Below are 18,841 nucleotides of genomic sequence, written 5' to 3' on the forward strand. Positions count from 1 at the left end.
TGGCTATTCGGCGGCTTGGGCATAACCGCTGCCTTCCTCGGCCGGGTAGAGATAGTCGCGCGTCAGCGGCACCGCGGCCTGGTTCGGCGACAGCTGGAACTGGAAGACCACCTGCGCATTCAGTCGGAAGGTGAGCTCGCTGGCGATGAGATAGTAACGCCACATCCGGCAGAAGCGATCATCGTAGAGCGCCCGGGCGCTCTCGATATTGGCCATGAAACGCTCATACCAGTGCCGCAGCGTTTCGGCATAGTGCAGGCGCCAGACCTCGACATCGGTGGTGACAAGCCCGCGCGGTTCGAGCGCCGACATCACCTCGGACATGGCGGGGACGTAGCCGCCGGGGAAGATGTATTTCGTGATCCAGGGGCTGGTCGTGCCCGGCGGCGTCGACCGCCCGATAGTGTGAATGAGCGCGATGCCGTCATCGGTGAGCAGGTCATGCACCTTTTCGAAATAGGTGCCGTAATGTGGTACGCCGACATGTTCGAACATGCCGACTGAAACGATGCGGTCGAACTTGCCGGTCACGGCGCGATAATCCTTGAGCAGGAACTGCGCGCGATCGGCGAGGCCCGCTTTTTCTGCGCGTTCATTTGCCATGGCATGCTGTTCGGTCGAGAGCGTGACGCCGGTGACCTGCGCGCCGTAGTCACGCGCGAGCGTCAGCCCCATGCCGCCCCAGCCGCAGCCGATATCGAGCACCCGCATGCCCGGTTCGATCAGCAGTTTTTCGGCGATGTGGCGTTTCTTGGCCTCCTGGGCCTCGTCCAGAGACATGTCTGGCCGCGCGAAATAAGCGCAGGAATATTGCCGGTCATCGTCGAGAAAGAGATCGTAAAGCGCGCCGGAGAGATCGTAGTGATGGGCCACATTGGCCCGGGACCGCTGGGCGGGGTTGAATTGCTGAAGCCGCCGTCCGGCATGGCGCAGGGCGTCCAGCGGTTTGCGGAACCACGGCTGGCCGTGGCTTGCGATGTTGCTGATCGCCAGCGACATGAACCCGTAAAGATCGTCATCCTCGATCGTGAGCGTTCCGTCCATATAGGCCTCGCCCACCGCAAGTTCGGGGTTGAACACGATTTTGCGTGGCAGGGCCGCATCGTGCAACGTGACGGCAACGTGCGGGCCCTGACCGTTGCCATAGCGGCGCGTCGTGCCATCGGGCATGGTGAGTGAAAAATCGCCCTCGCGCATGAGATGCGCCAGAAGTCGATCCAGGGCTGTGGTCCACATTTGTCTCTCCCTGTCTGTATGCGCCTTACCCGGGCGCGGAAAAACCAGTGATCCTTGCTCTACCTGTTTGATATCCGGGCCGTGGCCCTCCTTTTCGCTCCTGCCGCGCGCCAATTTACTTCAAATCGGCCAATTCGAAAAGCTTTGCGCCCGGCGTCCCGTGGTTTGAGGCCGAGACCCTTGACTTTGCCGTTCATGCAAGGTGTATCGGCGCGACCGGATCAAACACCCCTGAAAGGGACGCATCATGCACGCCTATCGCAGCCATTCCTGCGCCGCATTGACGAAAGACAACGTCGGAGAGTCCGTCCGCCTGTCGGGCTGGGTTCACCGGGTGCGCGACCATGGCGGCGTGCTCTTCATCGACCTGCGCGACCATTACGGCGTGACCCAGGTGCTGTGCGATCCCGACAGCCCGGTTTTCGCCGAGGTGGAAAAGGTGCGCAGCGAGTGGTGCATCCGCATCGACGGCAACGTCAAGGCGCGCGACCCGGAGCTGGTGAACCCCAAGATACCCACCGGCGAGATTGAGGTGTTCATCCGCGACATGGAAGTGCTGGGCGCGGCAGACGAATTGCCGCTGATGGTGTTCGGTGACCAGGAATATCCCGAGGAAACCCGCCTGCGCTATCGTTACCTGGACCTGCGCCGCGAGAAGATGCAGAACCACATGACCCTGCGCAGCGACGTGGTGGCCAGCATCCGCCGCCGCATGTGGGATATCGGGTTCCGCGAATACCAGACGCCGATCATCACGGCATCGAGCCCCGAGGGTGCGCGTGACTTCCTGGTGCCGTCCCGCCTGCATCCCGGCAAGTTCTATGCCCTGCCGCAGGCGCCGCAGCAGTTCAAACAGCTGATCATGGTGTCGGGCTTTGACAAGTATTTCCAGATCGCGCCGTGCTTCCGCGACGAGGACCCGCGCGCCGACCGCAGCCCGACCGATTTCTACCAGCTGGACATGGAGATGAGTTTCGTCGAGCAGGAGGATATCTTTGGCACTATCCAGCCGGTGATCGAAGGCGTGTTCGAAGAGTTCGGCGGTGGCCACAAGGTGGACAAGCTGTGGCCGCGCATCAAGTTCGCGGATGCGATGAAATGGTACGGCACCGACAAGCCCGACCTGCGTAACCCGATCAAGATGCAGGACGTGAGCGAGCATTTCCGCGGCTCGGGCTTTGCGATCTTCGCCAAGCTGCTGGAGCAGGAGGGCACGGAAATCCGCGCCATTCCCGCGCCGAATGGCGGCAGCCGCAAGTTCTGTGACCGGATGAACGCCTATGCCCAGAAAGAGGGCCTGCCGGGGATGGGATACATCTTCTGGCGCGATGGCGAGAACGGCATGGAAGCCGCGGGCCCGCTGGCCAAGAATATCGGACCCGAGCGCACCGAGGCGATCCGGCTGCAGCTGGGCCTGGGCAAGGGCGATGCGGCGTTTTTCCTGGGCGGCAAGCCCGCCACGTTCGAAGCCGTCGCCGGCCGCGCGCGCAAAGTGATCGGCGAAGAGCTGGACCTGACCGAGAAGAACCGGTTTGCCTTCTGCTGGGTCGTGGATTTCCCGATGTACGAGAAAGACGACGAAAGCGGCGAGATCGATTTCAGCCACAACCCGTTCTCGATGCCGCAGGGCGGGGCCGAGGCGCTGGACGGCGATCCGCTGGAGGTGCTGGGTTACCAGTATGACCTGGCGTGCAACGGTTATGAGCTGGTGTCCGGGGCGATCCGGAACCACAAGCTGGAAATCATGTACAAGGCGTTTGCGCTGGCCGGGTATGGCAAGGACGAGGTCGAGAAACGCTTTGGCGGGATGGTCAACGCGTTCAAATACGGCGCGCCGCCGCACGGGGGCTGTGCCGCCGGGATCGACCGGATCGTGATGCTGCTGGCGGATGAACCCAATATCCGTGAGGTTATCATGTTCCCGATGAACCAGCGCGCGGAAGACCTGATGATGAACGCACCCAGCGACGCCAGCCCCGAGCAGCTGATGGAGCTGAGTCTGCGGGTGGTGGAGCAGGAGTAAAGGCGCCCATTCCGGTGTTTTGAAGCGGCGCCCACGGGCGCCGTTTTCGGTTTACCAATCGCCCAGCCGGACATGGCGCCCGACGATCAGCCGGCAGGCAAACCCGTTTTCGGGGTCGTCCTTGACCATCATCTTGCAGACCCGCATTTCGTTTTCCAGTTCGAGCGGTTCGCCCTTGCGGAACATGCGCTGGTGATAGCCGCCCTTGCCGTTGACGCCGATCACGAGCGTCACGCTGCCCGGCACGACGGCACGCAGGCTGTCGGCCTGCGCGTCTGTCAGAAACTCGCCGGGCAGCCAGGCATGCCACCAGCGCCAAGTCGCGGGGGTGATTTCCGCGTGCAGCGTGCAATCATCCGCCCTGCGGGCGCAGATGCGCAGGGCCGCGGCGCGGGCGTTTGCAAGGGAATTCACGCGCATTACCCCACCGGTCGCACCGGTGGATGGGGACACGGCGAGCGCCGCGAAATAGGGCGCGCGGGCGAATCTTTCGTCGAAAAGTTCCTGTTGCCGGGAGGTCAGCGGGGCATCGCGAAGCACGTTGAGTTTCCGGCCCGGCCCCAGATCGTAGAGCGCCATGCGCGGGTCGCGTAGAAAGAGCGCCCATGTTGCGAGGGCGAGGGCGGCGAGAACCACGAAACCGATTACCAGACGCTTGAGGGTCATGTGCCTCTCCTTGTTGGCGGCAGGATGGCCGGGCAATGGGACAGGAGCAGGGCGGCATTTGGGTTTTCCGGTGGGTCGGCGGAACGTCGCGGGGGCGTGGGGATGTGATTGCAAGACGGCTGGATTTGCCGCGGCAAGGGTCTATGTTGACGATTATCGAGGCGCCGAGAGGAGAAGCCATGGCGAGCTTTGATCCAGTTCTGGCGGAAACGCGGTTTGGCTGCGGTCTTGGGCCGGGCCTGACCCCGGCGGTTGACGCGGGCGAGATGATGAGCCGGCTGAGCGGCCCGGACGAGGCGGCGCAGCGGTTTCGGATCGAGGATTTCGGAGCCTTTGCCCCGCGCATGGCGCGAACGCACGAGCTGCGCAAGGCGCTTCGCAAGGTGCGCGGCACCGAGGGCGAGACAGCCGCGCGCAAGGCGATCAAGCTGGAGCGAGCCTCGGCCCGCAAGGCGCAGCGGGGATGGCTGTGGCACGCGATGATGCGGCGGGCGCATACGCGGGACGGGCTGCGCGAGCGGCTCGCGTTTTTCTGGTCGGATCACTTTACGGCCGTGGGCAAGGCCGGCGTGCTGCGCCGGGCCAACGCGCCCTATGTCGAGGCGGCGATCCGGCCGCATCTGACCGGCAGTTTCGCCGAAATGCTGCGTGCGGTCGCCACGCAGCCCCTGATGCTGCATTACCTGGACCAGGTTTATTCGGCCGGCCCCAACAGCATCCAGGCGGAACGCACGGCCAACAACCCGCGCAAGAAGGGGCTGAACGAGAACCTGGCGCGCGAGATTCTTGAGCTGCACACGCTGGGGGTGGACGGCCCCTATGACCAGGAGGATGTGCGCGAACTGGCCGAGCTTCTGACCGGGCTGAGCTATTCGCCGCAGGGCGGGTTCAAGTTTCGCAAGGCAATGGTGGAGCCGGGGGCCGAGACGGTTCTGGGGGTGAGCTATGGCGGGGGTAAGGCCAAGCTGGGCGATATCCTGCGGGCGCTGGACGATCTGGCCCACAGGCCCGAAACCGGGCGGCATATCGCGCGCAAGCTGGCGGTGCATTTCCTGGGCGACCGGCCGGAGGAGGACGTGGTGAGCCATGTCGCGCAGCGGTTCATCGAGACCGGGGGCAACCTGGCCGAGGTGACCGCAGCGCTTTTGGAGCATCCGGCAGCATGGGACGGTGTGCGGCCCGGCAACGTCAAGCAGCCGGTGGATTTCATCGGTTCGACGCTGCGCGCGCTGGCGGTGCCGCCCGAGGCGCTGGATGTTGCGCAGGAGCGCCGGATCAGCGCGGTGATCGAGGCGCCGATGACCTTGATGGGCCAGCGTTGGGAACGGCCGCTGGGCCCGGACGGATGGCCCGAGGACGACGATGCTTGGATCACGCCGCAGCGCATGGCAGCGCGCCTGGAATGGGCGATGACGGTGCCGGCGTTGCTGCGCCCGGACCTGCCCGACCCGCGCGATTTCGTCGAAACCGCGCTGGGCGGACGGGCGCCGGAAGAATTGATGTTTGCGGCGCGGGCGGCCGAGGACAGATCGACGGGTGTGGGGCTCATCCTGGCCTCGCCCGCGTTTCAGAGGATGTAGGGCGATGGCCGGGGAGATGAATCGCAGGAGGTTTATGACACGGGCGGTGGCGCTGGGCTGTTCTGCGGCGGCGAGCCCGCTGTTGACGCCGGTGAGCTTTGCCGCGGCACCGTGGGATAGCCGGCTGGTGGTGATCATACTGCGCGGCGGGATGGACGGGCTGGAGGTGGTTCAGCCGCGCGGCGCGGCGGAATATGCAGCGCTGCGCAAACCCGACCCGGCCCTGGGCGTGGGCGCCGAGGGCGGGCCGATCGACCTGGATGGCTATTTCGCCATGCACCCGGCGCTGGGTGCGCTGGCGCCGTTGTGGGCTGGTGGGCAGCTTGCCTTTGTGCATGCGGTTTCAACGCCTTACCGCAACAAGCGCAGCCATTTCGACGGCCAGGACATCCTGGAAGCCGGTACGCCGGGGCTGGATGGCGGCATGCGCGATGGCTGGCTGAACCGGTTGCTGCAGGCGGTGCCCGGGGTCGAGGCCGAGACGGCCTTTGCGGTGGGGCGTTCGGACATGCTGTTGATGCGTGGGGCGGCGCCGGTGGCCAATTGGTCGCCCGATGCGGGGTTGCAGATGGTCAGCCCGCAGGCGATGCGCCTGTTGCAGCGTGTGATGCACGACGATCCGCTGTTTTCCGCCGCGCTGAGCGAGGCGGTGGAGCTGTCGAGCGAGGACTTGGCCGCCGCCGCGATGGAGCAGGGTGGGATGGCCATGGGGGCCGACATGCAGGCGCAGGACGGCGAGATGTCGATGGCGCAAATGGTCAGCGAGATGCGGACACGGGCGCAATCCGGGGGGCATCGCGCGATCGCGGAATATGCCGGCCGGAAACTGCTTGGCGATACGCGGATCGCGGCGTTTTCACTCAATGGGTGGGACACGCATGCCTATCAGAGCCGCACGCTGGTGCCGCCGCTGACGCGGCTGGCCGAGATGATCGTGGCCCTGCGGGAAACGGTGGGCGCGGCGGTCTGGCAGAAAACGGTCGTGGTGACGATGACCGAGTTCGGCCGCACCGCGCGGCTCAATGGCTCGCAGGGCACTGACCATGGCACGGGTGGGGCGATGATTCTGGCGGGTGGCGCGCTGAAGGGCGGGCGCGTGGCGGGCGACTGGCCGGGCCTGGCCGAGGCCGACCTTTACCAGCGGCGCGACCTGATGCCGACGGCCGATGTGCGCGCGCATGCGGCCTGGATCATGCGCGGACTGTTCGGGCTGGAGCGCGGCGTGCTGGAGAACACGGTGTTCCCGGGGCTGGAGATGGGGCGCGGTCCGGGGCATCTGATCTAGAACGCAGCTTCGCCTATCCTGCGGACGGGATAGTGGAACATGGATTCGTAGAAATCAGGTTCGATTCGACGCTTAGAGAACGACGTGCTCGGCGGCGCGGTCCTGCGCGGCGTCGGCCAGTTCCGGGCCCGAGGTGGCGAGCGTGCCGAAGATCGCGGAAACGAGCATCACGGCCCCGGCCAGCAGAACGGTCCAGTCGGCGGCCACGTGGCCGGCATCGTCGCTGACAAAGCGGTGAAAGATTTTTTCCATCGATCATCTACCCTGGTTTCGCCCGACGGGCGGTTGGAACAGGCCGAAGATGCGCGGCAAATGTGGCGCAATTGGGCAAACCCCGCGGCATTGGTGGTATTTCTTCGCGGCGATTTGCCTTACATCGCGGCACGTTCGGCCAGCCGTTCCTGCACCAGCCCGGCAAGGCGGGCCACGTCGGTACGGGTGGGGGCGTTCTGGCGCCGGGCCTCGGCCAGCGATTGCGCGGCGCGGGCCAGTTGCGTGTCATCGGCGCTGCGCGCCACGCCACCGACGAATTGCGCCAGGTAGTCCAGCACAGGGCCATCGTGATCGTCGCCCAGCATGTCGGCAATATGGGCCATGTCATCGCGATAGGCGATCGGATCGGGGCGAATTTCATCTTCATTCAGAAGGCGCGGGCCCGAGGGCTGACGATCGGCGGGCAGATGCGCCAGGATCGCCTGCTGGAAGTCGCCAAGCCGGGTGAGCGGTTTGGGCAGGAACCCATCGGCCCCGGCGGCAAGCGCCATGGCCTCGGCGCCGTCATCGCCACTGGTGGCGAGAATGACGCCCACGCGCGGGGACATCCGGTGCATTTCATCGATCAGCTCGATGCCCGAACCATCGGGCAGGCCAAGGTCGATGATCACGACGGAAGGACGGTAGACCTGCAGGTGGCGACGTGCCGAGGCTAGGCAATCGGCCCGGCGGATGCGCGCGCCCGAGCGCAGGCAGAGAAGGCGCATCGCTTCACAGGCGAAGCGGCTATCCTCGACCACGAGGATGGTGAGCCCCAGAAGCGGCCGGGCCGCGGTGGGCGAGCGATAGGTGGGCATTGTGTCGAAATCATCCATGTCAGGCATCCTTTGGCAGCAGAGAACGACTCGAGGATTAGGCAGGCGTGGCTAACGCAAGGTTAATGGTGCGGCAAAAACGGTCCGATGGCTTGCACGCGCGGGTGCGCGCCCCCATAACCACCCCAAGACATGACGCCGGCACAGGCCGGGGAGCTGACAAGGAGAGAGCAACGCCATGATCGGACGCCTGAACCACGTAGCCATTGCCGTGCCGGACCTGGAAGCCGCCTCGGCGCAGTATCGCGATGCTCTGGGGGCCAAGGTGGGCGCCCCGCAGGATGAGCCCGACCACGGCGTAACGGTGGTGTTCATCGAGCTGCCCAACACCAAGATCGAGCTTCTCTACCCTCTGGGTGAGGATTCGCCCATCAAGGGGTTCCTGGAGAAAAACCCGGCGGGCGGTATTCACCATGTCTGCTATGAGGTCGAGGACATCATCGCGGCGCGCGATCACCTGAAGGCGCAGGGCGCGCGGGTTCTGGGCAATGGCGAGCCGAAGATCGGCGCGCATGGCAAGCCGGTGCTGTTCCTACATCCGAAGGATTTCCAGGGCACGCTGGTGGAACTGGAGCAGGTCTGATGGGGATCACCTCGGCCCTCGTGCTTTATGCGGTGCTGTGGTTCATCACCCTGCTGGTGATCATTCCGATCCGTCTGAAGACCCAGGGCGATGTGGGCGAGATCGTGCCCGGCACACAGGCGGGCGCCCCGCATGAGCACAACCTGAAGAAAAAGGCGCTGATCACCACGGTGGTGGCGGCGGTCCTGTGGGCGATCATCGCCGGGATCATCATCACCGGCACGATCACCGTGCGCGATCTGGACTGGTTCGGCCGGATGGGCCCGCCGGGCGGCGGGCTGAGCCAGTAGGGCTGCCGCCTAGCGGTCCTTCAGCCCGTGGAAGATATGGGTGAAGGTGGCCGCGCCAAGGATCGGGATGAAGAGGTTGACCAGCGGTATGCTGAGCGGCATGGCCATGAGCGTGCCGGCGGCCCAGATTGTCAGCCCGTGGCGCTTGCGCAGGTTTTTTGCGCCGGCGCGGCCGACCCGGCGCATGGCGGCGAGCTGAAAATACTCGCGCCCCAGAAGAAAGCCGTTCAGCCCCCAGAAAATGAAGAGCGCGGCCGGCGGGAAAAGCGCGTAGAGCACGAAGGCCAGAAGGTTGGCGCCGATCAGCACGCCAAGGAAGTTGAGCGTGTCGCGCAGCGCCTCGAAAAACGGGATGGGGGCGACCTGGGGCAGGGTGGGATAGTGACGGTCCTCGACCGCTTCGGCCACTTCCTCGAGAAACATGGAAGTGATCGCCGAGGCGACCGGCACCATGAGAAACACCGACAGCACCAGCATGAAGAGGAAAGACGAGACCGACAGCAGATCATTGAGCCATTCGACCCGGCCCAGAACGTCGAAATAACCGTCGGGTCCGACGGTGATTTCGATGATCCACAAGAGCCCGGCATAGGCGGCCACAAGGAGTGCGAAGGTGAGCGCGATGCCGATCCAGAGCACGCGGCGAAAGCGCCGGTCACCAATTTGTGCAATGGCCCGGAAAAAGCTGCCGAGGATCAGTCCGATATCCATGCGGTGATCCCTGCAAGGTCGGGGCGCGGGCGCTCGGGCGGGGCCGCGGTTTCCGTGGCGATGTGGATGAAGCCGGCCACGCGTTCATTGTCGGCAAGGCCGAGCCCTTCGCGGACAAAACCGCGATCATGCGATGCAAAGCCAGAGAGCCAGTTCGCGCCCCAGCCGGCGGCCAGCGCGGCATTGAGCAGCGCCAGGCAGACGGCACCGGCCGAATAGGTCTGTTCGATCGCCGGGATTTTCGGCGAGGGTTTCTGCACCTCGATCACCGCGACGGCCAGGTGCCCCTGATCGAACTGGCTGCGCGCCTTTGCTACCGAGTCCTCGTCAAGCCCTTCGGCGCGGGCGCAGGTTTCGGCCAGGGCGGCGAGGCGCGGCATGGCGCCTGTCTCGATCACGACGAAGCGCCAGGGTTCGAGCTTGCCGTGATCGGGGCTGCGGGCGGCGGCGGTGAGAAGCGGAGCGAGCTCGTCCCGGGTGGGCGCCGGGGCGCTGAGCGTTTTTGCGGGGCGCGAGCGGCGGGTGTGGAGAAATTCCAGCGCGGCGGGATTGGGTGCGGGCATGGGCGCGTGTCCTTCATCAGTCCTGTCCTATGTCTGTGCCGGCGGTGCAGCCGTCAAGGGCGGATCGGGGGCCAGCCCCCGAACCCCCGGGATATTTCAGGCAAGATGAAAGGCCGGATCAGCCGAAGAATTCGGCTTCGAAATCCGAGATCAGGTCGGAAAAGAAGGCTTGCTGGCGTTCATTGGGCTGACGCTGGGCGACGATGGGCGCCATAGGGTCGGGGGCGGTGTGGGACGAGCCCGACATTTCCTCGAGCACGCCATGGCCGCAGAAGGGCACGTAGGCCTCGGAATAGCCGCCTTCGTGGACCATCACCAGCTTGCCATCGCAGAGCCGGTTGGCCGCATCCATCACCCGCGCGGTCATGGCGCGATAGGTTTCCTGGGTGCAGAGCATGTGGGCGATGGGATCGAAGGTGGAGGCATCGAAACCGCAGGCGATGATGATGACGTCGGGCTGGTAGTCGTCGATCGCGGGCAGCACCAGGCGGTCCATCACTTCGAGATAGGTGTTGTGGCCGGCACCCGGGGGCAGCGGGATGTTCATGTTGTACCCCGCACCGGCCCCGGTGCCGCGGTCTGCGACATCGCCGGTATCGGTGGGGTAGTTGCGTTCCTCGTGCACGGAAATCGTCAGCACGTCGTCGCGATCATAGAAGATCGCCTCGGTACCGTTACCGTGGTGCACGTCCCAGTCGATCACGGCGAAGCGGCTGGCCTGGCCCGCAGCGATTGCGGCCTCGATCGCGATGGCGATGTTGTTCAGGAGGCAGAACCCGTTGGGCCAGTCGGGCAGGCAGTGATGCCCGGGCGGGCGCGAAAGCGCGTATGCATTATCGAGATCGCCGTCGAGAACCTGGCGCAGGGCCTCTTTCGCAAGGCCCGCGGAAAGCGCGGCGATCTCGAACCCGCCTTTCAGGAAGGGGGTGCGCAGGCCCAGCTCGCCGCCGCCGGCGTCGGAGGTTTCCTTGAACTTCTTCAGGAAGCTTTCGGGGTGCACGCGGGCGAGATCGCCCCAGGTGGCGGGCGGGGCCGACTGCATGGCGAGATCCTTGACGATGCCCGACACCTCCATGAGGTTCTTGAGCCGCCGCTTGGTTTCGGGGTGTTCGGGCAGGCCGCCTGCGACCAGCGGCTGCACGAAATCGCCTACGGGCAGCGTAAGCGCGTAGGCGCCGCCGCCATGCCAGAAACATTTCTCGTCCCAGAAAAAGCCGGTTGTCATTTTTTCCTCCCGAATCCGTTGCAGTGATTTGCGCTTGGGATCGGGGGAAATGCAACCGGGACGCGGCGTTGAGGCAGCGCGAAAGAGCCGCTAGAGAGGGCGCATGGCCAATCCTGACCTGTCGCATCTTGCCCGGCCCGGCGCCGAGATTGCCGTGCGCGTGACTCCGAAAGCGTCGCGCAACCGAGTCGTGGCCGAGGAGGGTGTTCTGAAGGTTTACGTGACGGTGGTGCCCGAAGCAGGCAAGGCGAACGCGGCCGTGCAGAAGCTGCTGGCCAAGGCGCTGGGTGTGCCGAAATCACGGCTGGAACTGATCCGCGGCGCGAGCGCGCGCGACAAGCTGTTTCGGATCGCCGGTTAGCCGCCGCGGGACAGGGTGTAAACGCCTTCGGGCAGATCGAGCGCGGCGGCCATGTCGCGGACCTGCGACATGGACAGGGTGATCTTCTGCACCGTGTCGGTGCGCGGGTCGTATTGCTCGACCGTGACGCATTCGGCAAAGGCGTTGACGATGACGTCCTCCTGCAGGGGGGCGTCTCCTTCGTCGACCAGTGTGACGACCGTAGAGTCGAATTCGTGTTCGATGGAAAACATGGGTTCACATTATTCCGCCGACCGCCGGGTGCAAGGCTTGAACTGAAGGAAAAAGCCGGGAATATCGCCGCGCCGATCACGTTTCGGGGTAATTTGACGCGTTCAATGCTACGTGAGGGGCTCTGGCAGGGCGTGAAAGACATGGTAGAGTGGCGCAAACCAAAAAAAGGCACGCAGATGAGAGTATTGGCCGGTTTGATGATGGCCCTGGCGCTGGCCGGATGCATGGCGCCGGCGCCATCGCAGGCGCCGCATCAGTCTGCGCCCGCCGGCGTGGGCACGAGCGTGGCTGCCAAGCTGTCGGCGCAGCGCGCCGCCAAGCAGTTCGTCGAGGTGGTCAAGACCGTCGAGCCGGTGGCCGAGCAAGAATGCCGGGCACGCACGACGGGGGCCAATTGTGATTTTCAGATCGTCGTCGATGATCGGCCCGGCCAGCCGTCGAACGCCTACCAGACGCTGGACAAGTCGGGCCGGCCGGTGATCGCGTTCACGCTGGCGCTGATCGCAGATGTGAGGAACGCGGATGAACTGGCCTTCGTCATGGGGCATGAAACGGCGCATCACATTGCGGGGCATATCGCCCGGCAGCAGGAAAATGCGGCTGCGGGAGCGGTTATTTTCGCCGGTCTCGCGGTGCTGACCGGAGCGGATGAAAGCGGTGTGCAGACCGCGCAGGAGCTGGGTGCGGCCGTAGGCGCGCGCAGCTATTCCAAGGAATACGAGCTGGAGGCGGATGCGCTGGGCACGATCATCACCCGAAAGGCGGGGTATGACCCGGTGATCGGCGCGGCGTTCTTTACCCGCATTCCCGACCCGGGCGATCGTTTCCTGGGCACGCATCCGCCCAACGCGTCACGGATCGAAACCGTGCGCAGGGTGGATGCCAGCATGTAGGCGGTTCACCCGCGCGGGCGCGCCACCCGGATCAGGATCCCGAGAGACGACATGGCGATCCAGAACATCTGGATCATCGCCGAGGCCAGGTTGAAGCTGACCGTGAGGCCCAGCAGCACCAGCCCCGCGGCGGAAAAGTTGAGCATGTAATAGACGACACTGTCACCCGACAGGCGGCGTAGGGTGAGCATCGCGTAGTTGAAGACATAGATCGTGAAGCCGATGATTCCGGCGATCTCGTAAAAAGACAGCTCGTGCGTGAACGACATGGCTGCATCCCTTGAAAATGGTACAGGTTCTCGAAATAACCGGGTCAGGCTATCACCCCGGTTGCGCGCCGTCAGGTATGGGAAACCCGACTTTGCTGATCTTGGAAAACATCGTGCAGGACCGGGGCTCGAAATACGCGGTGTCGGGGGGATCGGCCGCCAGCCGGGCCGATGTGGACGGTTTCCTGAAGACGCTGAAGAAGAACCGAAAGTTCGCGAAAGCCACGCATAACACCTGGGCGGTGATCCTGCCTGATGGCACACCGGTCAAGGGCGATGATGGCGAAAGCGGCGCGGGGATGGTGATCGTGCGGATGCTGGAACGCGCGGGATTGCGCGGGCACGTGGTGGTGGTGACGCGCTGGTACGGGGGCGTGAAGCTGGGCGGTGACCGGTTTCGCCGGGTGCAGGATTGCGTGCACGCCTACCTTGAAGCGAGGGCCGCGGGGCAGGCTTGATCCGGATCAAGGACGCGGATGGACCCGGGCCCCTATCTTGAAAAAATGTGGAATCCGGCAGGAGGCGATGCGATGAGACCCCTCGGCGATGTGCGGCGGCATTTCTGGCTGGCGCAGCGGATGGCAAAGCTGCACGAGCTGGACCTGTCGCAGGCACAGGCGCGGGGCGATATCGACCAGGAAACGTGGTCGAAGATGGTCGAGAGATGCCGTGGCTGTGCGTGGACCGAGGGGTGCGAAAGGTTTCTGCGGCGTGGTGAGGCGCTGGAGGGGCTGCCCGGAAACTGCCGAAACCGCGAGCGTTTCGCGGGCCTGCTGGTAGATCAGATCATGGGAGAAAATCTTTGAGCGACAATGTTATACACCTTGGCAGCCCGGAACTTCATTTCTGGCTGACACGATCCGTGGCGCGCGCGATGGGGGTGAACCTGAGCGAAGCGATGGCGCGGGGCGAGCTGAGCGCGGACGGCTATGCCGCGCTGGTGACGCGCTGCCGGCAATGCCCGCACGTGGCCAGTTGCGAGACGTGGCTGGCAACCGGCGCGGTGCAGCGATGCGAGGCGCTGGAAGTTTGTGCCAACCGGGAAGTTCTTGAACGGCTTCAATGACTTGCACGCTTGCGCCGGGCAATGAAACGGCGCATGCTTGGCCGCGGGAGGCCAAGCGATGATCTATTTCTTCAAACGTCTGCGTCTGCGCATCATCTGGAGCTGGGCCGGAGTGCGCGAAACCTGGAAGGGTGAGTATTCCTTCCGGTCCTGGGTCTGGGCCAACCTCGTGTCGGCCGGATTGGCGCTCTACCTGCCGATTTCCGTTGCGGAACAGGCGCTTATCATCGCCCTGGGGATCCTGGTGATGGCCTTTGAACTGGTCAACACGGCGATCGAACACACGGTCGATTACATCTCGGAAGAGCAGCACGCGCTGGCCGGCAAGGCCAAGGATGCGGGCAGCGCGGCGGTGTTCCTGTCCTCGCTTGCCGCGGGCGCGGCCTGGGCCGTGGTGCTGGCCGGGCTCATCATCTGACAAGACAGGTTAACGGCACCGAACGCTGAGAAAAACGGGGGGTGACATGCGTGCACCCCCCGGCTGACATCCGGCTGCCGTCAAATCCGGTTACAGATGCAACCGGATTCGGTTAACGGCCCGCGCGGGCGGTCTCAGAGTTTCGAGTGCGACCCGTCGCAGAGCGGCCGGTTGGCCGAGTGCTTGCAACCGCAGAAGAAGACCTTCTTGCTGGCCTCTGCGGTATATTTGACCGGGGTGAAATCCGTGCCCTTGTGGCTGCCGTCGCAGAAGGGCTGTTTCTTGGATTTGCCGCAGGCGCACCAGAAGTAGTTTTTGCCTTCCTCGACCTCGACGGCATAGGGGGAGGTCTGCGGGATTTCGGGGGTGTCGGTCATGCGTGCGTCTCCTTGGCTCACGTTACGCGGGAATGCTGGCCCGGCGCGTGGCGAAGGTCAATGCGGTGATCTGTGCGGTATTGCGGGAAAGGCTGTGCCCGACGGTGGCGCGCTAGCGCGGAAGCGGGGGCGGCGTGTCGGAGAGATCGCGCAGGTGACGGATGAGGGCGGCGCGCCGGGCCGGGGGTGTCACGCCGTGCACCTCGTCCATCTTGATGCCCGGGACGAAGGCGCGGGGATTGGCGAGATAGCTGTTGAGATCCGCGTAGGTCCAGCGCCCGCCCGCCGCGCGCATGGCATCGGAATAGTTGTACCCCGCGACGGCGCCTTTTGGTCTGCCGAGGAGGTTCCAGAGCGGCGGCCCGGCCCGGGGCCTGCCGTCGTCGGACGCTTTCAGCAGGTGACAGAAGCGGCAGGAATTCGCGGCTTCGGCCCCTTTGCCAGGATCGGCCGCGGCGATCAGCGCCGGGATCGGCGGCGCCGCGACCGGGCCGGCGCCGTAGGACTCCAGAAGCGCAACAGCGGCGTCGCGCTGATAGAGGCGTGCGTAGTGCAGCGGCGGACCGGCGCCCGGGTCGGGCAGGTTGGGGTCGATCCCGGCCTCAAGCAGCGCGCGGAGGCTGTCGAGCCGACTGAGCCTTGCCGCTGCGTGCAGGGGCGTGCCGGTGGAGCCGAAGACGCTGTGGCCGCTGACATAGGGATCGGCACCGGCCTTGAGCAGGAGGGTGACGGCCCGGGCATGGTTGGCCTTGGCCGCCTTGTGCAGGGCGGTTTCGTTTTCCCCGTCCGTCGCGTTGATATCTGCGCCCGCGTCGAGCAGGGCGGTGAGGGTTGCGAGATCGCCGTTTCGCGCCGCGCGATGCAGGTCTGTCGCCTCACCGCTTCGGGCCGGCAGGGCAAGCGTGATCGCCACGAGTGCCGGTAGCACGATCAGAGAAACCCATCCGGATAGGCCTGTTCGCATTCTCATGTGCCATGTACCGTATGCGTTGCAAGGGGCAGAGCCATACCTGCGACGCTAGCGGTCCTGCTGGACATGCGTCAATGACGGCGCGTCCTTTTGGGGGGCTAGGGCAGGTCAGGCGGTTGGATCTCCAAGCCCCTCGACGATCACGGCATGCCCGGTGGAGCAGGTGCGGCGCAGCTCTTTCAAGGGAGCGTAGGCATCGGAATTGAAGAGCGCGCGGGCACTATCCATGTCGGGGAATTCGAACAGGACCAGGCGGGTCGGTTGCCAGTCGCCCTCCAGCACCTCGTGCGCGCCGCCACGGACGAGGTATTTGCCGCCCATCTGCTCGACGATCGGTTTCACCTGTTTCATGAACTCGGCATAGGGCTCGGGATCGTGAATTTCGACGTCATAGATAAGGTAGGCGGGCATGGGCTTCTCCTGTTGCGCTTTGCAGCATAGCATGGTGCCGGGAATTTCAGGAACGGATTTCGGCAGGGAGGATTGGGGATGATTTCACGCAGGATGGCATTTGCAGTGCCGCTGGTGCTGGCCGCGCCGGTCTGGGCGCAGGACATAGCGGAGGACATTTCCGGCACTTACCGGGTGGAGGGGCGCAACCCGGACGGCTCGCGATACTCGGGCACGGTGACGGTGCAGGAGAGCAGTGACGCGGTGGCCTTTGCCTGGATCGTGGCCAACCAGAGCTATGCCGGGGTGGGCAAGCGCGTGGGCCGCGTGGTGGAAGTGGACTGGGGCGCGGCGCACCCGGTGGTTTACGTGATCATGCCGGGGGGCGTGATGTATGGCACCTGGGCAGACGGGCAGGCGATGGAGCGGCTGGAGAAGTGAGGGGATGAAAGCATATGGCCGAAAAGTATCTGGTTCGAACTGAAGCCGAGCGATTTATTCACAATGATCTGTCGAATGCGGCATACTTCCTTCATGATCTCGCAAGAGACAAAGAACGCAAGAACGAACGGGACGGAATAGGTCTGGTTACCATGGCGGGGCTTGTTTTCTCGGCGTTTTCGATTGAAGCGAAAGTGAATTTTGTTGGTTGGAAAGTCCTCAAATCCGGGTGGCCGGAACGCGCGCCGATTGCCGAGAAGATAGAGCTCTTGAACCACGTTTTAGGAGCTAGTTTGACTTGGGGAACTGAGCCACTTCAAACGATAAGACGGTTGTTCCGCTTTCGAAACATGCTGGCACACGGGAAACCTGACATAGTGAAAGGTCACGAAGAAATCGTGGAGGTTGAGCCCGAAGTCTGGGATGCCTTGAAAATGCAGTGGGAAGCAGATGTAACTACGGGTTTTCTTGCAGGATGCCAACACGCGGAGCAGGAACTATGGAGAATTCTGCTGAAAAAGGCAGAGATTGCCGCACATGAAACCCTAACCACTGGTGGACACACGCTCAGTCGTCTTTCCGAATAGCGTTTCCAGAACGCAAGCATCGACAGGGGGCTCGGCCTAGAAGCGCGCGATCAGCCCCATGGGCAGCCGTCGCCCAAGGGAGCGGCGCGTGCGTTACTGTTTGAGCGCGCCCCACAGATCATATTCCCCGGCCTCGTCCACCTCGACGGTGACGATCTCGCCGACGGATAGGCCCTCGGTGCCGTCGTCGATGAAGAGGTTGCCGTCGATCTCGGGGGCGTCGGCCTTCGTGCGGCATGTGGCGATGCCATCCTCGTCGATGTCGTCGATGATTACCTCGAGGGTCTGGCCCACCTTGGCGGCAAGTTTGGCCTCGGAAATGGCCTGCGCCTTTTCCATTAAGCGTTCCCAACGCTCCTGCTTGATCTCGTCCGGCACATGGTCGGGGAGGGCGTTCGAGGCGGCGCCTTCGACATTCTCGTACTGAAAGCAGCCGACGCGGTCGAGCTGGGCCTCGTCCAGCCAGTCGAGCAGCGTCTGGAACTCTTCCTCGGTTTCGCCGGGATAGCCGACGATGAAGGTGGAGCGCAGGGTGATGTCGGGGCAGATGCCGCGCCATTCGGCGATGCGGTCAAGCGTGCGTTCGGCCGCGGCGGGCCGCGCCATGCGTTTGAGCGTATCGGGGTGGGCGTGCTGGAACGGGATGTCGAGATAGGGCAGGATCAGCCCCTCGGCCATGAGCGGGATCAGTTCGCGCACATGGGGGTAGGGGTAGACATAGTGCAGGCGCACCCAGGCGCCCAGGCTGCCCAGGTCGCGCGCCAGCCGGGTGATGGGTTGCTCGCCAGCGGGCCGGTCGCCGCGCGGCCAGTCGATGCCATAGGCCGAGGTATCCTGGGAGATGACGAGGAGTTCCCTGACGCCGGCCTCGACCAGTTTCTCGGCCTCGCGCAGTACCGCCGCGTGGGGGCGTGATTGCAGGCGGCCGCGCATCGCCGGGATGATGCAGAACTTGCAGTGGTGGTTACAGCCCTCGGAGATCTTGAGATAGCTGTAGTGCCGCGGCGTGAGTTTCACACCCGAGGCCGGCAGCAGGTCGATGAACGGGTCGGGCGCGGGCGGCACGGCGGCATGCACGGCATCGAGCACCTGTTCATACTGGTGCGGGCCGGTGACGGCGAGGATGCGCGGGTGATGTTCGCGGATATAGTCGGGCTCGGCACCGAGGCAGCCGGTGACGATTACGCGACCGTTCTCATTGAGCGCCTCGCCGATGGCGTCGAGGCTTTCGGCCTTGGCGCTGTCGAGAAAACCGCAGGTGTTGACGATCACCGCGTCGGCGCCGGCGTAGTCGGGCGAGATGCCATAGCCCTCGGCGCGCAGGCGCGTGAGGATGCGTTCGCTGTCGACGAGCGCCTTGGGGCAGCCGAGGGACACCATGCCGATGGTCGGCTGGCCCTCGCGGCGGTCATCGGCAAGGCGCGCATGGGCGAGGTCGGGGCGGAGATCGGGCGGGTTCTGCATGGGGGGCATATAGCGACGCGGCGGGCGATGGGGAAGGGGCCTTGCCCGACGGCGGGACGGCGGCCACAGTGACCTCTGATGGAAAAGAGTGTCGTTGTTACAACCTATGCGCCGTCGATCG

The 18,841-nt window shown here is 64.6% G+C and carries 26 protein-coding genes; 13 read left to right on the forward strand and 13 right to left on the reverse strand.

Annotation, left to right across the window (positions count from 1 at the left end):
* Positions 1–3: 3 nt before the first annotated feature.
* Positions 4–1,236, reverse strand: a complete 1,233-nt coding sequence (locus tag E0501_RS11685) for an SAM-dependent methyltransferase (RefSeq protein WP_137701526.1) — start codon at positions 1,234–1,236, stop codon at positions 4–6.
* A 247-nt stretch (positions 1,237–1,483) separates the two neighbouring features.
* Between E0501_RS11685 and aspS the strand changes: the two genes are divergently transcribed.
* Complete coding sequence (gene aspS / locus E0501_RS11690; protein WP_137701527.1) at positions 1,484–3,259, forward strand: aspartate--tRNA ligase; 1,776 nt, start codon at positions 1,484–1,486, stop codon at positions 3,257–3,259.
* A 51-nt stretch (positions 3,260–3,310) separates the two neighbouring features.
* Here the strand turns inward: aspS and E0501_RS11695 are convergent, their stop codons facing one another.
* A complete protein-coding gene (locus E0501_RS11695; RefSeq protein WP_137701528.1) occupies positions 3,311–3,925 on the reverse strand; it encodes a hypothetical protein in 615 nt (204 codons plus the stop codon).
* Positions 3,926–4,068: 143 nt separating this feature from the next.
* Between E0501_RS11695 and E0501_RS11700 the strand changes: the two genes are divergently transcribed.
* Complete coding sequence (locus E0501_RS11700; protein WP_235857824.1) at positions 4,069–5,505, forward strand: DUF1800 domain-containing protein; 1,437 nt, start codon at positions 4,069–4,071, stop codon at positions 5,503–5,505.
* A 34-nt stretch (positions 5,506–5,539) separates the two neighbouring features.
* Positions 5,540–6,790, forward strand: coding sequence for a DUF1501 domain-containing protein (locus E0501_RS11705; protein WP_235857825.1), 1,251 nt, complete (start codon positions 5,540–5,542; stop codon positions 6,788–6,790).
* A 72-nt stretch (positions 6,791–6,862) separates the two neighbouring features.
* On the opposite strand, the gene E0501_RS11710 is transcribed toward E0501_RS11705, so the two are convergent.
* Both E0501_RS11710 and E0501_RS11715 read right to left on the reverse strand, forming a co-directional pair.
* Complete coding sequence (locus E0501_RS11710) at positions 6,863–7,042, reverse strand: hypothetical protein (RefSeq protein ID WP_137701529.1); 180 nt, start codon at positions 7,040–7,042, stop codon at positions 6,863–6,865.
* A 119-nt stretch (positions 7,043–7,161) separates the two neighbouring features.
* A complete protein-coding gene (locus tag E0501_RS11715; protein ID WP_137701530.1) occupies positions 7,162–7,878 on the reverse strand; it encodes a response regulator in 717 nt (238 codons plus the stop codon).
* Between the two features lie 178 nt (positions 7,879–8,056).
* Between E0501_RS11715 and mce the strand changes: the two genes are divergently transcribed.
* The gene (gene mce, locus E0501_RS11720; protein WP_137701531.1) at positions 8,057–8,461 is read left to right on the forward strand and encodes a methylmalonyl-CoA epimerase; all 405 of its coding nucleotides are present in this window, start codon (positions 8,057–8,059) and stop codon (positions 8,459–8,461) included.
* The gene (locus E0501_RS11725; RefSeq protein ID WP_137701532.1) at positions 8,461–8,751 is read left to right on the forward strand and encodes a DUF1467 family protein; all 291 of its coding nucleotides are present in this window, start codon (positions 8,461–8,463) and stop codon (positions 8,749–8,751) included. Before mce ends, E0501_RS11725 begins: the two co-directional genes overlap by 1 nt.
* Before the next feature lie 9 nt (positions 8,752–8,760).
* Here E0501_RS11725 and E0501_RS11730 read toward each other — a convergent pair whose 3' ends face one another.
* The 3 genes from E0501_RS11730 to E0501_RS11740 form a co-directional block, all read right to left on the reverse strand.
* Positions 8,761–9,450, reverse strand: a complete 690-nt coding sequence (locus E0501_RS11730; RefSeq protein WP_137701836.1) for an EI24 domain-containing protein — start codon at positions 9,448–9,450, stop codon at positions 8,761–8,763.
* Positions 9,447–10,025 (reverse strand): nitroreductase family protein, encoded by a 579-nt coding sequence (locus tag E0501_RS11735; RefSeq protein ID WP_137701533.1) that lies wholly within the window; start codon positions 10,023–10,025, stop codon positions 9,447–9,449. Before E0501_RS11735 ends, E0501_RS11730 begins: the two co-directional genes overlap by 4 nt.
* Before the next feature lie 118 nt (positions 10,026–10,143).
* Positions 10,144–11,250, reverse strand: a complete 1,107-nt coding sequence (locus tag E0501_RS11740; protein WP_137701534.1) for a class II histone deacetylase — start codon at positions 11,248–11,250, stop codon at positions 10,144–10,146.
* A gap of 103 nt (positions 11,251–11,353) precedes the next feature.
* Between E0501_RS11740 and E0501_RS11745 the strand changes: the two genes are divergently transcribed.
* Positions 11,354–11,611, forward strand: a complete 258-nt coding sequence (locus E0501_RS11745; RefSeq protein ID WP_137701535.1) for a DUF167 domain-containing protein — start codon at positions 11,354–11,356, stop codon at positions 11,609–11,611.
* Here the strand turns inward: E0501_RS11745 and E0501_RS11750 are convergent.
* The gene (locus E0501_RS11750) at positions 11,608–11,844 is read right to left on the reverse strand and encodes a hypothetical protein (RefSeq protein ID WP_137701536.1); all 237 of its coding nucleotides are present in this window, start codon (positions 11,842–11,844) and stop codon (positions 11,608–11,610) included. The genes E0501_RS11745 and E0501_RS11750 overlap by 4 nt on opposite strands.
* A gap of 177 nt (positions 11,845–12,021) precedes the next feature.
* On the opposite strand from E0501_RS11750, the gene E0501_RS11755 reads away from it, so the two are divergent.
* A complete protein-coding gene (locus tag E0501_RS11755; RefSeq protein WP_137701537.1) occupies positions 12,022–12,738 on the forward strand; it encodes a M48 family metallopeptidase in 717 nt (238 codons plus the stop codon).
* 5 nt (positions 12,739–12,743) lie between these two features.
* Here E0501_RS11755 and E0501_RS11760 read toward each other — a convergent pair whose 3' ends face one another.
* Positions 12,744–13,007 (reverse strand): CBU_0592 family membrane protein, encoded by a 264-nt coding sequence (locus E0501_RS11760; RefSeq protein WP_137701538.1) that lies wholly within the window; start codon positions 13,005–13,007, stop codon positions 12,744–12,746.
* Positions 13,008–13,099: 92 nt separating this feature from the next.
* Between E0501_RS11760 and E0501_RS11765 the strand changes: the two genes are divergently transcribed.
* From E0501_RS11765 to E0501_RS11780, 4 genes are all read left to right on the forward strand, one after another.
* A complete protein-coding gene (locus E0501_RS11765; protein ID WP_193555893.1) occupies positions 13,100–13,465 on the forward strand; it encodes a YigZ family protein in 366 nt (121 codons plus the stop codon).
* A 72-nt stretch (positions 13,466–13,537) separates the two neighbouring features.
* A complete protein-coding gene (locus E0501_RS11770; protein WP_235857826.1) occupies positions 13,538–13,813 on the forward strand; it encodes a DUF6455 family protein in 276 nt (91 codons plus the stop codon).
* The gene (locus E0501_RS11775) at positions 13,810–14,073 is read left to right on the forward strand and encodes a DUF6455 family protein (protein WP_235857827.1); all 264 of its coding nucleotides are present in this window, start codon (positions 13,810–13,812) and stop codon (positions 14,071–14,073) included. The genes E0501_RS11770 and E0501_RS11775 overlap by 4 nt, the downstream gene beginning before the upstream one ends.
* 58 nt (positions 14,074–14,131) lie before the next feature.
* Positions 14,132–14,491: a diacylglycerol kinase gene (locus tag E0501_RS11780; RefSeq protein WP_137701541.1), complete on the forward strand. Its 360-nt coding sequence runs from the start codon at positions 14,132–14,134 to the stop codon at positions 14,489–14,491.
* A 134-nt stretch (positions 14,492–14,625) separates the two neighbouring features.
* Here E0501_RS11780 and E0501_RS11785 read toward each other — a convergent pair whose 3' ends face one another.
* From E0501_RS11785 to E0501_RS11795, 3 genes are all read right to left on the reverse strand, one after another.
* Positions 14,626–14,868, reverse strand: coding sequence for a CDGSH iron-sulfur domain-containing protein (locus E0501_RS11785; RefSeq protein ID WP_137701542.1), 243 nt, complete (start codon positions 14,866–14,868; stop codon positions 14,626–14,628).
* Between the two features lie 112 nt (positions 14,869–14,980).
* The gene (locus E0501_RS11790; protein WP_161594607.1) at positions 14,981–15,796 is read right to left on the reverse strand and encodes an ankyrin repeat domain-containing protein; all 816 of its coding nucleotides are present in this window, start codon (positions 15,794–15,796) and stop codon (positions 14,981–14,983) included.
* Positions 15,797–15,946: 150 nt separating this feature from the next.
* Positions 15,947–16,249 (reverse strand): DUF1330 domain-containing protein, encoded by a 303-nt coding sequence (locus E0501_RS11795; RefSeq protein ID WP_137701544.1) that lies wholly within the window; start codon positions 16,247–16,249, stop codon positions 15,947–15,949.
* A 93-nt stretch (positions 16,250–16,342) separates the two neighbouring features.
* On the opposite strand from E0501_RS11795, the gene lfb1 reads away from it, so the two are divergent.
* The gene (gene lfb1, locus E0501_RS11800) at positions 16,343–16,669 is read left to right on the forward strand and encodes an LIC10280 family protein (protein WP_235857828.1); all 327 of its coding nucleotides are present in this window, start codon (positions 16,343–16,345) and stop codon (positions 16,667–16,669) included.
* A gap of 14 nt (positions 16,670–16,683) precedes the next feature.
* Positions 16,684–17,256 carry a hypothetical protein gene (locus E0501_RS11805; protein ID WP_137701546.1) on the forward strand — a complete coding sequence of 191 codons (573 nt, stop codon included), beginning with the start codon at positions 16,684–16,686 and terminating at the stop codon, positions 17,254–17,256.
* Between the two features lie 93 nt (positions 17,257–17,349).
* Here E0501_RS11805 and rimO read toward each other — a convergent pair whose 3' ends face one another.
* Positions 17,350–18,729 carry a 30S ribosomal protein S12 methylthiotransferase RimO gene (gene rimO, locus E0501_RS11810; RefSeq protein ID WP_137701547.1) on the reverse strand — a complete coding sequence of 460 codons (1,380 nt, stop codon included), beginning with the start codon at positions 18,727–18,729 and terminating at the stop codon, positions 17,350–17,352.
* Positions 18,730–18,841 lie beyond the last annotated feature (112 nt).

The organism is Marimonas lutisalis, assembly GCF_005434965.1.
GTDB classification, from domain to species: domain Bacteria; phylum Pseudomonadota; class Alphaproteobacteria; order Rhodobacterales; family Rhodobacteraceae; genus Marimonas_A; species Marimonas_A lutisalis.